This window comes from Butyrivibrio proteoclasticus, from assembly GCF_900115735.1.
GTDB lineage: Bacteria > Bacillota > Clostridia > Lachnospirales > Lachnospiraceae > Butyrivibrio > Butyrivibrio proteoclasticus_B.
This window is the reverse complement of sequence record NZ_FOXO01000002.1, coordinates 139,735-154,391: the sequence shown is the minus strand read 5'-3', so window position 1 is coordinate 154,391 and position 14,657 is coordinate 139,735. Positions and strand designations below refer to the sequence as shown.

Here is a 14,657-nt window from a genome sequence, read left to right as displayed (position 1 = left end):
CCCTTCATAAAAAATTTAAGTTTAACTTTCTTATTAATAAACATTTTTAAGGATTAAGTCAAGTGCCGATTATATTGCGCCTGACTTAATCCTTAGTTAAATAATCATATTTTCACTTTATTTTTTATCAGAAAGCCATGCTGTTTCTTTTGGTGTCTTTTTGATAAATGGTCTGCTGACTGCCTGCTTAATACCGTTAGGAAGAATATATTTAAGCTTATCTTCTGCTTTTCTCATTGTAGAGCAATCCGGGTTATCTCTTGTAAGCTTGATTGCATCAAATTCACAACGTGTTGTGCAAAGTCCGCAGCCAACGCACTTGTTAGGATCAACGATTGATGCTCCACAGCCAAGACAGCGAGATGTCTCTTTCTTGACCTGTTCCTCTGTGAATACAAGCTTTGTATCACGGAATGAAAGTTTACCATCTTCAGGCTTCTTTACACCTGCCTGCTGACGTCCAACATGATCATAATCCTTAATAGAGATATCATCTTTATCAAGTTCGATGAAGAAGTTAGGATCACGGCCAATTGTAAGTGATGAGTGAGGCTGTACGAATCTATGGATTGACTCAGCACCTTCTTTACCACATGCAATAGCATCGATAGCAAATCTTGGTCCATAGAACATATCTCCGCCTACGAATATATCCTTTACAGTTGTCTGGAAAGTAACTTTATCAGCTACAGGAGCAGGTCCTCTAAATTCAACATTCTCATCCTTAAGAAGATCGCCCCAGATTGTAGCCTGACCAACAGAGAGAATAACGTTGGAGCATGCAATTTCCATTGTCTCATTCTCATCATACTTAGGATCAAACTTTCCTTCAGCATTCTTAACCTGTGTACACTTCTTGAATACAATGCCCTTAACTTTTCCGTTCTCAGTAAGGATCTCTTTTGGTCCCCAACCACCCTTAAACTCAATTCCTTCAGACTCAGCAATTTCAATTTCTTCAGGAAGAGCCGGCATAATATCACGTGTCTCAAGAGATACCTGTGTGATCTTAGGTGAACCACAGCGAATTGCTGTACGGCTAACATCAATAGCAACGTTACCACCACCGATTACAACAGTATCGCCTGTAAGTTTATAGCTTTCATCATCTATCACAGCATGAAGGATATCAACACCCTTAAGTACGCCCTCAGCATCTTCTCCAGGAACGTTTACACCACGTCCACCCTGACAGCCGATAGCAATATAGAAAGCCTTGTATCCCTGCTCTCGCAGTTCTTTAAGGGTAATGTCCTTACCAACTTCAACTCCAAGGCGAATATCTACGCCAAGTTCTCTCAATACATCAACTTCTGCTTCAACAACATCCTTTTCAAGAACAAATGATGGAATACCATAAGTTACCATTCCACCCGGTTTCTTATTCTTTTCAAAGATAGTTGGCTTGTATCCCTTAAGTGCAAGATAGTAAGCACAAGAAATACCTGCAGGACCTGCACCGATAATAGCGATCTTTTCATCGAAGCCGCCACCAATCTTAGGAATTACCTTTTCAGGTATGTAACGTGTCTCAGACTTAAGGTCACGCATTGATACAAATTTCTTAACTTCATCGATAGCGATAGCCTGATCAATTGTTCCTCTTGTACAAGCATCCTCACAACGGCGGTTACATACATGACCACAAACAGCCGGAAGTGGATTGTACTTCTTGATAAGAGCCAAAGCTTCCTCATATCTTCCCTGCGCTGCCATCTTAAGATATCCCTGAACAGGAATATGTGCAGGACAAGCAGTCTTACATGGCGCAGTACCTGTTTTGTGAGTATTGATACGGTTGATATCACGATAATCTTCAGTCCACATATCCTGAGACCACTTTTTCTCAGTTGGAAGTGGCATCTTAGGATAAACTACTTCGCTTCCATCCTTCTTGCAGAGCTTCTGTCCAAGAGTTGCTGCTCCGGCAGGACAAACCTCAACGCATCGTCCACATGCAACGCACTTCTCCTTATCAACGTGAGCAATATAAGCTGAACGTGACATATTAGGTGTGTTAAAGAGCTGTGATGTACGAAGTGCATAACATACATTTACATTACAGTTACAGATAGCAAAAATCTTGTGCTGTCCGTCAATATTTGTGATCTGATGAACAAAACCATTGTCCTCAGCCTGCTTGAAGATCTCAAGAGCTTCTTCCTTGGTAATATAGCGACCATCCTTCTGAGTCTCAACAACATAGTCAGCCATATCACCTACAGCAATACACCATCCTTCCGGATCATCAGCGCAGCCCTGATCAAATGTTTTTCTTGATCTTCTGCATGAGCATGGAGAAGCTGCATATTTTCCTTCATAGTAATCAAGCCAGTATGAAATATGCTCAAGGTCGATTGACTCTCCCTGCATATTGATAGCTTTTTCTACAGGAATAACATGCATTCCAACGCCTGCTCCGCCCATAGGAACCATATGAGTAAGCCCTTCAAGCGGAATACGGCTCATTCTCTCAAAGAAAGGTCCAACCTCCGGATGAGCCTCAATAACTCTTGAGTTCATGTTGCCAAACTCAGCAGAACCAGGAACATACATAGGAAGAACGTACTGTTTCTCACGTTTTTCATTCTCGTAGTTCCATTCTATAACACCGTTATAAGACATCTCATCGAGCTGTTTCTGAAGCTCTTCTTTTGAGTACTCTGGGCAAAGAGCTGCAATTTCCTCAAATGTCTTTGGTTTTCGTTTTTCCATCTTAAGTGCAATCTCACACTGAGCGTCAGTGATAAGATTGTAAAGGCCCCAGTATTCAGGACTTTCTTTTGTTATTTTTTCAATTCCAAGTTTGATATTTTTTCTGTCAGTAACTACCTTCGCAAACTTTGCCAGTGGTTCACGAAAAGGTGCATTCATATCAACCCATTCAGGGATGATTCCAGCCCTTGGATCTACCTTATTACGTCCCGGATCAAGGGAATATGGAGTTGTTAAATCCTTCATATCCATATCATTCATATTCATCTCTCTACCTACCATTTTCCTTTTAAAAACTCATTACGTAGCCGCTATCTCTTTTATCATAAATTCGTTGCCTTTTAAGAGATATGTGTGCTCACTGCCACAGTTAGGGCAGATCTTACCATGCGCTACAGTTTCATATTCACTCTTACAGTCCTCACAAAATGTAACTGCCGGAAGAGTTTCAATAATAAGCTCTGAGCCCTTCATAAGCTCAGTTTTATCCGAAGCCCATTTCCATGCATCTGTTAAAAGATGTGGCACTACTCCGGACACTTCCCCCAGTTGTAAAGTTACAGAATGAATTTTTTCAAGTTCATTCTCTTTACCTACTTCAGTAAGGTCATCAATTATACGAAAAACAACGCCCAATTCGTGCATAATTATCCTTTACCCAAGAAGATGCCGGGCGAAGTTGATCGCCTGGCATCCCCATCTTGTTATTGCCATTTATTTTATAGCTTCATCAATCTGAGCTGATAGCCAGTCAGCCCATTCCTGCATACCCTCACCAGTCTTCGCGCAGATAGGAATAATCTTTGCATTAGGATTTCTATACAGGATATTTTCTTTTACCTTTTCAAGGTCAAAGTCAAAATAAGGCATAACATCAATCTTATTAATTAGAACCACATCACAAATCGAAAACATTAAAGGATACTTAAGAGGCTTATCATGTCCTTCAGGAACAGATAAGATCATAGCATTCTTGGTGCTTCCTGTATCAAATTCTGCAGGACAGACAAGATTTCCAACATTTTCAAGAATTGCGAAATCAACATCGCTTGTATCAAGCTCTCTGATTCCCTGTCTTGTCATGTCAGCATCAAGATGACACATACCACCGGTATGAAGCTGAATTGCCTTAACACCGGTTGCCGCAATTGTCTTGGCATCAACATCTGAATCAATGTCAGCTTCCATAACACCAATGCGGTATTTATCTTTCAAAAGTTCAATTGTCTTTTTCAGGGTAGTTGTCTTACCTGATCCCGGAGAAGACATTAAGTTCAAAAGAAATGTCCTGCTCTCCTTAAGCTCCTGGCGCAGTTTGTCAGCGTCTTTATCATTGCTTTCAAATATACTGCGCTTTACTTCAATAACTCTTACATTATCCATTATTTAGCACGCTCCATTGCAAGCTTGAAGTCCTTTGTATCGCCGAATACTTCATTTGCATATGGATTCTTACCAAGTTTGATTGATCTCTTGATAATCTCAGTGATGCAAATTACGTTGATAACGATAGCAAGTATAGCAACAACACCCTGAGCTCTAGGATCAGCAGTTATGCCCATGCTTGCGATAATCTCGCCTGCCTGTGCTGTCTTGCCGGCACCTGAGTTGTAAAGGTTAATTGCCTTGTCATAAAGATCCATTGTTGTGATTCCGTTTGCTGTAGCTCCACCGTAGATTGAAGGAAGTGCTGCTGCAAACTTTGAGCTAAGCTGGAATGCAGGAACAACCTGAGCCCACATGCACCAGATAGCAAGTGTATTAGCACGGTTCTGTATCCATGCGCCCTTGTTCCAGAATGCATTTGCAAATGTAGGAGCAAGAAGAAGTGCAACACCACAGTACCATGAATGAGTAGGAAGGTTGAGGTATGTATACTCAAAGTTCCAAACGTCGTACGCAAGAATAAACCAGATTGTCATATCAGGCCAAAGCATATCTGACTCGTTCTTGTCCTTAGATGTATAAAGGTGAACGCAACCTGTCATACAGAAAATGTTGATCATTCCTGCAAGAGCATTAACAACGTTCCACCATCCACCGTAAATGAATACGCCTTCGTTAGATGCCCACCATGCACCACTTAAGTTTCCTGTGATTGAGAAAGCTGCAAGAGCAGATTCCATATCAGAAACGTTAGCGATCATGATATTTGCTGCAACAATGAGCCATGGGAACCAAGCAAACCATTTTTCCTTGCCAATGCCCCATTTGTACTTGATCATCATAAAGCCTACACAACCGATATCAGCCGCATAAAGCTTGAAGTAATGGAACCATCCGTCCATGAATGCTACGGTTGGGTTTGATGCACCACCGAACATCCCTAAATGTGCCAGAATAAAATAAACAGTTAAGATACATGGAATCACTACAAAAACAACGATTCCACCAGTTTTGGTCCTACGACCAATCTCATTCATAAGAATAAGACCACAAAATACCAACACCCATCCAATAAGCTGCATAGCCGCATGGTTGCTATAAAGTTGGAATAGCATAAAAACCTCCTTTGATATTGCGTTTTTTATTTTTTGATGAGCAATATCGTCATTTTATTATCAATACAATAGCATATTGCACAATTTTTTTCAATCGTTTCAGAGAAAAACAAGGCAAATTGGGGTACTAATTTTTACAAAAACAGTTTCCGTTTTCTGTCTATCATTTCATCTATCTGCTCCATATAGAGTTTTACATCCTTTACATTATCGCAGCGCTCTATCCTGCCATCATATCCATAAACTCTCTTTGTAACAGTCCCCGCCCCAAGCGCAACAATGGACTGAACCTCTTCATTAATGAGAATATTGTAAATACCTGCCTTACCTTTTCTGGCATATCCGGTATTTTCAAAGTTGCCGGATATATTTTTCTGCCTGTAAAGATAATATGGCTCAAGGCCCATATCCTTTGCACCATTTAAGGCAATTTCCATCATTTCTTCAGTGTTTTTTATATCATCCAGGATATCTTTTGCATCATATAATGAACTGCCGCTATTATCTTTGTTTCTTTGTTTTGCAAGTTCCATTATTTCTGCAAGTTTTGATCCTCTTTTTATGGCTAGTGAATGAACTGTAAGATCATCAGGAGCAAGCTTTTTTATTTCTTCCATTGTATAAGCGACATCGCATGCGCCTTCTCCGGGAAGTCCTAAAATAATATCCATATTGATATTATCAAAGCCCTCTTCTCTTGCCATGTTATAAGCATCAACAAGTTGAGCTACTGTATGCCTTCTGCCTATAAGCTTCAAAGTCTCATCTCTCATGGTCTGAGGATTAACAGATATTCTTGTAACCCCCATTTTCTTCATAACTTTAAGCTTATCTCTTGTTATAGAATCTGGTCTTCCGGATTCAACAGTAAACTCTTTTACATTTGAAAAATCAAGTTTCTCTCTAAGATAGCCAATAAGCCTTTCAAGTTGATACGGTTCAAGTGTTGTAGGCGTACCTCCGCCTATATAGACAGTATCAAGAGTTTTGTCTTTAAAACTCTCTGCAACGTAATCAATTTCTTTTTCAAGACAAGTAAGATAGTCATCAACAATACTTGAAAAAGCTCCTATAGGATACGAAGTAAAGGAACAATATAAACATGTTGTAGGACAAAACGGTATTCCCAAATACAGGCTGTAACCATTCTTATAATCTATACATCTAAGTATTTCTTTTTCTCTATGGGCAATCTTAAGGCTAAGATTTATCTTTTCATCAGACACACAATAGGTATCCTTCATATAATTCACTATCTCATCGTCGCTTTTTCCTTCTTCAATGAGATTCATAACTATTCTTGTAGGCCTTATTCCTGTAAGGTTCCCCCAAGGCAAGCTCTTACCTGTCTTGGATGACAATTCAAGGTAAATACTCTTTTTCAGTTCATTCTTTGATACACTGACATCTACATTAGTAATAGTGATATCATCATTTTGATTTTTTACATCTTTTATCTTTTCTAAATCATTTTCTAAAATTACCTTTACATCTTCAACGGGATAAAAAGCTTTATATAGCGAATGAATATCATATGTGTACTTATCTTCTTTAATTAAAACAACCTGCATAATAAGCCTCGAATAAATCCAAATATATTAGTAAATAAAGAGTCACTCGCGACTCTTCGCGCCCGAGCGGTATTGCGAAGCAATTAATTTCATTGCCGCGAGGTGCGCATCCTTAGCGGAGCGTTTTTTTATATCATAGGAAAGCAATTTCCTCTGATACAAAAAAATAATCCGTATTAAATAACAAACGGATTATACATTTTTTCGTGTTCTATTGTTGTAATTTCACCGTGTCCCGGATAAACAACCGTTTCATCAGGAAGAACAAAAAGCCTTTCTTTTATAGATCTTACAATCTCGCTTGTAGAACCTGTAGGGAAGTCAGTTCTTCCAACAGATTCATCAAACAATGTATCACCACTTATCAGAATGTCATCCTCTTCAAAATAATAACAACAGCTCCCGGATGTATGCCCCGGAGTTGCAATCAGTCTGCAGCTCATACCTGCAGCTGAAATTATATCTCCATCTTTATATACACCATCCGGAGTGATTTTTAAATGCATATTGTAATCATTAGAGAGATTAAGATATGCATCTTTACACATAGCCTGCTCTTTTTCATAGCAATAGACCTTGGCGCCTGAAAGGCTTTTAAGCTCCTCCACACCACCAATATGGTCAAAGTGCCCATGAGTTAAAAGGATGAGGTCTATAACAAAACCATTTTCTGATAGCTTCTCATATATTTTTTTGCCCTGATCGGCAGGGTCAAAAAAGATTACATGCTTACAATCTTCTGTGTTACATTCGGCATCCGGCTTATAAACATAGTAGCAATTTGTTCCAACCATGCCAAGAGTAAACATTCCAATAGATAAAGCCTTTTCCATCAACCTGTAGTCCTCTCAATATCAATGACGCTGTCAATCTGCCTGATCTTATCGACAATCTCTCTAAGCTGAATTCTGGAAGAAACCTGGAAAGATGTTTCCATTGTTGCAAGTCCCTGCTTACTGGTCCTTGTATTCATGGAAATGATATCGATATTTTTCTCAGTAAGTGCACGTGATATATCAGCCAAAAGTCCACTTCTGTTATTGGCAAATATCTTGATAGTAGCTGCGTACTTGCCAATGGACTGCGAATCAGACTGCCATCTGGCCTCAATAAGCCTTGATCTGTCCTCTTCCTGCATCTTGATAACATTAACGCAGTCTCTTCTATGAATAGATACGCCTCTTCCTCTAGTAACAAAACCGCATATATCATCACCCGGGACAGGATTGCAGCACTTTGAAAATCTTACAGCCACATCATGAACGCCTTTAACAATTATTGCATTGTCAGAGCCTGAAACCTGCGGTGTCACATTAGATTCAGCCACAGCTGCAAGAACTTCTTCATCTGTAATATTGCGCTTGTGCTCTTTATCATTAAGCTCAAGCATCTTATTTACAATCTGGCCTTCTTTAAGTCCGCCATGTCCAACAGCTGCAAGCACAGCGTTCCAATCATGGAAGCCATATTTTTTTATTACAATATTCTGAAACTCGGGTTTTGAAATTGAGAAAAGATCTATTCCTTTACTTCTACAATACTCAATGAGAAGTTCACGACCTTTGACTATATTCTCCTCTTTAAGTTCATTTCTAAACCACTGATTTATCTTATTTTTGGTAGATGTAGATTTAGCAATTGCAAGCCAATCTCTGCTAGGCCCTCTGGAATTCTGGCTGGTAATAACCTCAATTCTGTCACCATTTTGAATCTTGTAATCAATAGGAACCAGTTTACCATTAACTTTAGCACCGATCATCTTGTTGCCAACGGCACTATGAATACTATACGCAAAGTCAATAGGTGTGGACCCCGCAGGAAGATTTTTTACATCGCCAGTCGGAGTAAAGCAGTAAACATCCTCGGAAAAAAGGTTAAGGTCACTCTTTAACAGACTCATAAACTCCTGGTTGTCAGACATATCCTGTTGCCATTCCAAAATCTGACGAAGCCAGATAAGCTTCTCTTCCTCACCATTTTCAGATTTTTTACCATCTGAAGCTTCCTTATATTTCCAATGCGCAGCAATACCATATTCAGCTGCACGATGCATATCGTAAGTACGTATTTGTATCTCAAAAGGTTGCCCGGTCTGACCTATAAGCGTAGTATGAAGGGACTGATACATATTAGGCTTTGGCATTGCAATATAATCTTTAAATCTGCCCGGAATAGGCTTATACATTTCATGTATGACACCCAATGCCGCATAACAGTCTTTGACAGTTCCAACAATTATCCTGATAGCAAAAAGATCATAAATCTGATCCAGAGTCTTATTCTGGTTTCGCATCTTTTTGTATATGCTAAAGAAGTGCTTAACTCTGCCATTCACCTCACCGATAATACCGGCCGCAGCAATTGCCTCTCGAACATTTTGGCAAATGTCCTCAACATACTTTTCTCTTTCACTTTTTCTTGTTGCAACCTTATCTACAAGATCATAGTAAACATCAGGTTTAAGATATTTAAGTGAAAGATCATCAAGTTCAACCTTGATTCTGCTGATACCAAGTCTTCCAGCTATAGGTGAATAGATATCAAGTGTCTCCTGAGCAATTCTTGACTGCTTTTCAGGAGGCATATGAGAAAGAGTACGCATGTTGTGAAGCCTGTCCGCAAGCTTTATCAGAATTACTCTGATATCTTTGGCCATCGCAAGGAACATCTTTCTCAGGTTCTGCGCCTGTATATCAAGCTGTTCCTGAGTCTTGCCGGCACTGTCAGTTGTAAGCTGCAGAGCAGTCAGTTTTGTAACTCCGTCTACCAAAAGAGCTACATCCTCGCCAAACTCCTCCTCAATCCCTTCTTTAGTGCATATTGTATCCTCAACGACATCATGAAGAAGACCTGCCGCCAGAGTTTCTTTATCAAGCTCTAAATCTGCAAGTATTATTGCAACACAAAGAGGGTGAATAATGTAGGGTTCACCCGATTTTCGTCTTTGGTCTTTGTGGGCTTCAGCCGCCTTTTGATATGCTTTCTCAATAAGAGAAATATCATCAGATGGATGATATTTTCTGACTCTTGCTATAAGTCCTTCATACAGCACATCCGGCGATTGAAATTCCTCAATTGCTTCAATTTTTCCGTCGTCGAAGTTTTGTACCATTAAAATTACTTCCCTTCGTAGCTGATTGCTGCATCAAGTCTGTATTTACTAAGTCTCTCTCTGCCTTTCAAGCCCTTAAGTTCCATAAGAACAAGGATACCTGCAACTTCACCACCAAGCTGTTCAACAAGCTTGATCATAGCTTCAATGGTTCCACCTGTAGCCATAAGATCATCGACAAGAAGTACCTTCTGTCCAGGTTTAATAGCATCCTTATGCATTTCAAGAACAGCTTTGCCGTATTCAAGATCATATTCAACTTCTACTGTATCGCATGGAAGTTTTCCCTTTTTACGAACAGGAACAAGTGCCTTACCTCTCTGATAAGCTATAGGCGCGCTGAAAATAAATCCTCTTGACTCAGCTCCAAGAACCACATCAAAATCAAGATCTGCTACAAGTCTTGTCATCTCATCAATTGCAAGTTTAAATCCATCTGGATCCTGTAAAACAGATGTTATATCCCTGAACATAATTCCTTCTTCAGGAAAGTTAGGAATGGTTCTAACGTAATCTTTAAGTTCTTTCATATTCGATCCTCTCTAATAAAAACAATTCTTCAATTTAGAATTATAGCACAAATACTGTACATTAACATAATTATTTCTCATTTTTACTTGTAAATCCATACCACTAAATGTATAATTTAATTTGTGCCTTGTAGCAAGCTGGAATAGCGCAGTTGGTAGCGCAACTGATTCGTAATCAGTAGGTCGTGGGTTCAAGTCCCATTTCCAGCTTTATTTTTTTGCAAAAAGCTGTGAAATCAAGCATTGCTCGTTTTCACAGCTTTTATTATTTTTTACTGCTTTTTAGAATTTTTAGTCGTATTTTTTCTAGATGCGCCCGAGGTTTTTGAACCCGCTTTTTTCTTGGAAGACAGGCTCTTTATCGCATCGGCAGATACAATAGTAGAAATTCTTTCTTCTTCAATCTTTTCATACTTTTCTTCTATTGCCTTTTCCTGCTCCAAAAGCTCTCTCTCATATTTTTCTTTGAGTTCTTTTAAGATTCTCTCTTCCTCTTTGCTCTGCATTTCTTTAAGAGCAGCTCGTCTTTCCTGTCTTTCAGCCTCTTTCTTAAGTTCCTCTTCTTCCTTAATTGCGCGGATCTTTTTCTCCTGTTCAGAATATGGAACATAGCTGAAAATACAAAGAGATACTGGTCCAATTTTGATAGAAAGTGAATAATCACGTCCATCTACTTCTTTTCTTCTGGCTTCCTTCTTACCTTCATTCAAAACTCCGCTTCCGCCATAAGAAAGATCATCACTGTTGAAAATTTCAGTATATCTGCCATCAGCCGGAACTCCTATTTCGACATTTCTTCCAACTCCGGCCATATTTGCAACTACTAAAAGCATCTCTTGTGAATCATTACTCTTTCTAATAAAAGAAAGCATGCATTCATCTGTAGCCATATTGTTGATCCACTCAAATCCGCCATCAGAGCTGTCAAGCTGATGCAGCGCCTCATGTTCATAGTAAAGCTTATGGAGCTTAGAAAGCATATTTTCAACAAAAACAGACTGATCAACAGTCAATGCATCAGGTTCCATATAAAGATGTTTTCTGCCTGGGTGCACCATCATATAGCTTATTGCCAGGCGCAAATTAGCCATTTTCTGTGTGGAATCACCGGGCATCAGATAATAAAGGCCTTCCAATCCCTTTTCAAGCTCTTCATGTGTAAAGCCCAGAATAAATCTCTCAGTATAGCTGTAAATTATGCTGAAAGTAAGTTCATCGTGATGTCCAGCTCTGAACAACGGGTCATTTTGAATATATGAGAGAAAATCTCTCGTCCACCCATTATTCCATTTATAGTCAAATCCAAGTCCGCCATCTTCAACCGAATCTGTCACCTGTGGCCAACATGCTGTTTCTTTTGTAATGAGAATAACTCCCGGATTATTCTTATGAACGACAGTTGTAAACTGTTTAAGGAATTCCAATGCCTCGAGATTCTCATTTCCTCCGTAGATGTTTGCAACCCATTCTCCTGGCTTTCTGTCATAATCAAGATAAAGTATTCTTGAAATATCAGAAGTTCTAAGACCATCAATATGGAATGTTTCAATCCAATATAAAGCGTTGGAAATAAGAAAATTTGTAACTTCTTTTCTTCCATAATCAAATATCAGGTCCCCGGATTTTGGATGAACACCAATCCTTGGATCCTCATATTCATAAAGACTCTTTCCATCAAAGCCACTAAGACCACATGATGACTTAGGAAAAAACGTTGGAACCCAATCAAGGATTACTCTTATCCCTGCACTATGGCATGTATCAATAAACTTCATGAATTCTTCCGGTGTTCCATTAGAATCATCAAGCGCAAAGAAATCCAAAATATGGTAAAAGTGTCCGGGAACATGTTTCATTACCGGCATAAGTTCAATAGCATTAAAACCATGATTCTGTACATATTCAAGTATATCTGAAGTTATTTCTTCTATTGTACTCCTGCCCTCGTGTCTTCCGGCAAAAGCTTCAATTGATATCTCGCATATTGAAAGAGGTGATTCATCAAGCTCAAACTTTCTTCTCTTTGCAAGCCATTTTGAATCATTCCAAATGATTGATTTACGTTCACTTATGACTGATATCATGCCATTCTCACCACGGCTCAGCATTGCATAAGGATCTGGTCTTTTAAAAATAAGACCACTTCGTGTCTTTATTTCAAACTGGTATCCATCATTTTCTTTTGCACCGGGAACAAAAATTTCAAACACACCAATTGGATCGAGTCTGTGCATTTGGCATACTCTTCCATCCCAGTTATTAAAATCTCCGATAACACTTACTCTTGAAGCAGAAGGTGCCCAAACAGCAAATAAAGTTCCCTGTACAGTTCCTCTTTTCATCGGATGTGCGCCAAGTTTCTCATAAATATGATAGTGAATGCCACTGCCAAATTTTATAAAGTCCTCTCTGTCCATATATGGCTCAAAGGCATATGGATCATCAACAGAAGTCTGCTCCCCATTTACATCTGTGATAACAAGTTTATATCTAAACTTCTCAATATAAGGAACCAAAACAGCATAAAAGCCTGCTTCATCTGCAAGTTCCATTGGATAAGTCTTTTTTGTATTTTCTACAAATACACTTATCTCTTTCGCATCCGGATAAAAAGCCTGAATAAGAAAATTAGAGCCAACCTTATGAGCTCCAAGAATTCTGTGTGGATTGTCGCCATCAGAATAGATAATTTCCTCAATCTCCGGCCAATTCATCATCTTATATAGCTTATTATTCATGTCTCCCTCCCCATTGGGTAATCTATAACAAGAAAATATGACTTCTTGCGGTCAAAAGCGGAAATTGCCCGCAAGAATCCGGCCTCGCCAGATACGCTTTCATCTAAAGATGAAAGCTAGTCCAGTACGTTTTTGTTTTTCTGAGAAAAAACAAAAACCTATGATTAAAAAACGTTAATTTTACTATACAATTGTACCACATATATCATGAATAAATAAACCACTTAAGAGCTTTGGTTCAAACCATGTCGACTTAGGAGGCATCAACAATCCTCTATCAGCAACTGCAAAAAGTTCCGAAATAGATGTGGGATACATTGAAAAGCCTACTTTACAGTCACTGCTACACCTTTTTTCAATTTCCGACAGCCCTCTTATTCCTCCAATAAAGTCAATTCTTTTGTCAGTTTTAGGATCACCTATACCAAGTACAGGTGAAAGAATCTGATCTTGAAGGATTGATACGTCCAACCCTTTAACTGCATCATCACTTTGTATAAACTCTTTTGCATTAAGTCTGTACCATTGTCCGTCAAGATACATGCCAAACTGCCCTTTAAATTCAGGTTTAACGGCTTCATCTTCTTTTTTTACATCAAATTTTTCAGAAATTTTATCTAAAAAATCAACTTCTGAAAGCCCATTTAGATCTTTTACCACACGATTATAATCCATGATCTCAAGCTCATCATCCGGAAACAGAACCGAAAGAAAATAATCGGATTTCAGCTTACCTCTTACTTTTCCTTCCCCTTCTTTTCTTTTCCTCATACCAACCTTTACAGCTGATGCACATCTATGATGACCATCTGCAATATATATTGAGTCTATTGTTGTAAATATCCTGCTTATCGTATTTACTTCTTCCTCATCAGAAATAACCCAAACTCTGTTCCTCACGCTATCTTTTGATTCAAAATCGTAAATGGGCGTATCAAATTCTTTTATCTTTAAAACAAGTTCAGATAATAATCTGTTTTTCCTATAGCATAAAAAAATGGGACCAGTCTGTGCATCGCAGGTATAAACATGTTTAATCCTGTCTTCTTCCTTGTCAGCACGAGTGTTCTCATGTTTTTTTATTGTACCGTTTATATAATCGTCAATTGAAGCGCACGCAACAATTCCCGTTTGCGTTCTTCCCTTAAAGGTCTGCTCATAAATATAAAAGCATTTATCTTTATCTTTTATAAAGTCCCCGTTCATAATCTGCTCTTTGAGCATATCTTTGGCTTTTTCATAAACCTCAGGAGCATACATATCGTAGTCTTTTGGGAACTGAGTTTCAGGTCTGTCTATGGCAAGAAAAGACTTTGGATTATTTTTAACCTCTTCATAAGCCTCTTCTCTGTTATACACATCATATGGAAGTGCAGCTTTTTCCTTAACAATTCCTGTATTTGGTCTTATTGCATTAAACGGTCTTATATCAGCCATCTTTTAATCCTCCGCATACTAAAATCGAGTAGGATTTTACTCCTACCCGATAT

At 38.8% G+C, this 14,657-nt stretch carries 10 protein-coding genes and 1 tRNA gene; 1 reads left to right on the top strand and 10 read right to left on the bottom strand.

All coding sequences use genetic code 11. From position 1 onward, the window contains the following. Positions 1 to 117: 117 nt before the first annotated feature. From BM146_RS01865 to BM146_RS01830, 8 genes are all read right to left on the bottom strand, one after another. Positions 118 to 2,874, bottom strand: a complete 2,757-nt coding sequence (locus BM146_RS01865) for an FAD-dependent oxidoreductase (protein ID WP_074883865.1) — start codon at positions 2,872 to 2,874, stop codon at positions 118 to 120. 141 nt (positions 2,875 to 3,015) lie between these two features. Then, positions 3,016 to 3,360 carry a hydrogenase maturation nickel metallochaperone HypA gene (locus tag BM146_RS01860; protein ID WP_022775641.1) on the bottom strand — a complete coding sequence of 115 codons (345 nt, stop codon included), beginning with the start codon at positions 3,358 to 3,360 and terminating at the stop codon, positions 3,016 to 3,018. A gap of 69 nt (positions 3,361 to 3,429) precedes the next feature. Next, positions 3,430 to 4,098 (bottom strand): hydrogenase nickel incorporation protein HypB, encoded by a 669-nt coding sequence (gene hypB / locus BM146_RS01855; protein ID WP_074883509.1) that lies wholly within the window; start codon positions 4,096 to 4,098, stop codon positions 3,430 to 3,432. Beyond that, positions 4,098 to 5,216, bottom strand: a complete 1,119-nt coding sequence (locus tag BM146_RS01850; protein ID WP_074883506.1) for a DUF5692 family protein — start codon at positions 5,214 to 5,216, stop codon at positions 4,098 to 4,100. Before BM146_RS01850 ends, hypB begins: the two co-directional genes overlap by 1 nt. Before the next feature lie 134 nt (positions 5,217 to 5,350). Then, positions 5,351 to 6,787 carry a coproporphyrinogen dehydrogenase HemZ gene (hemZ, locus tag BM146_RS01845; RefSeq protein ID WP_074883503.1) on the bottom strand — a complete coding sequence of 479 codons (1,437 nt, stop codon included), beginning with the start codon at positions 6,785 to 6,787 and terminating at the stop codon, positions 5,351 to 5,353. Between the two features lie 176 nt (positions 6,788 to 6,963). Further along, on the bottom strand, positions 6,964 to 7,620 hold the full coding sequence (locus tag BM146_RS01840) for an MBL fold metallo-hydrolase (RefSeq protein WP_074883500.1): 657 nt from the start codon (positions 7,618 to 7,620) through the stop codon (positions 6,964 to 6,966). Continuing rightward, positions 7,620 to 9,899: a RelA/SpoT family protein gene (locus tag BM146_RS01835; protein ID WP_074883497.1), complete on the bottom strand. Its 2,280-nt coding sequence runs from the start codon at positions 9,897 to 9,899 to the stop codon at positions 7,620 to 7,622. The genes BM146_RS01840 and BM146_RS01835 overlap by 1 nt, the downstream gene beginning before the upstream one ends. A gap of 5 nt (positions 9,900 to 9,904) precedes the next feature. Then, positions 9,905 to 10,429 carry an adenine phosphoribosyltransferase gene (locus BM146_RS01830; protein WP_074883494.1) on the bottom strand — a complete coding sequence of 175 codons (525 nt, stop codon included), beginning with the start codon at positions 10,427 to 10,429 and terminating at the stop codon, positions 9,905 to 9,907. Positions 10,430 to 10,566: 137 nt separating this feature from the next. On the opposite strand from BM146_RS01830, the gene BM146_RS01825 reads away from it, so the two are divergent. Next, a tRNA-Thr gene (locus BM146_RS01825) sits at positions 10,567 to 10,639 on the top strand. A gap of 62 nt (positions 10,640 to 10,701) precedes the next feature. Here the strand turns inward: BM146_RS01825 and glgB are convergent. Next, positions 10,702 to 13,167, bottom strand: a complete 2,466-nt coding sequence (gene glgB, locus BM146_RS01820) for a 1,4-alpha-glucan branching protein GlgB (protein WP_074883492.1) — start codon at positions 13,165 to 13,167, stop codon at positions 10,702 to 10,704. A gap of 183 nt (positions 13,168 to 13,350) precedes the next feature. Beyond that, positions 13,351 to 14,604: a DUF1015 domain-containing protein gene (locus BM146_RS01815; protein ID WP_074883490.1), complete on the bottom strand. Its 1,254-nt coding sequence runs from the start codon at positions 14,602 to 14,604 to the stop codon at positions 13,351 to 13,353. Positions 14,605 to 14,657: the final 53 nt, after the last annotated feature.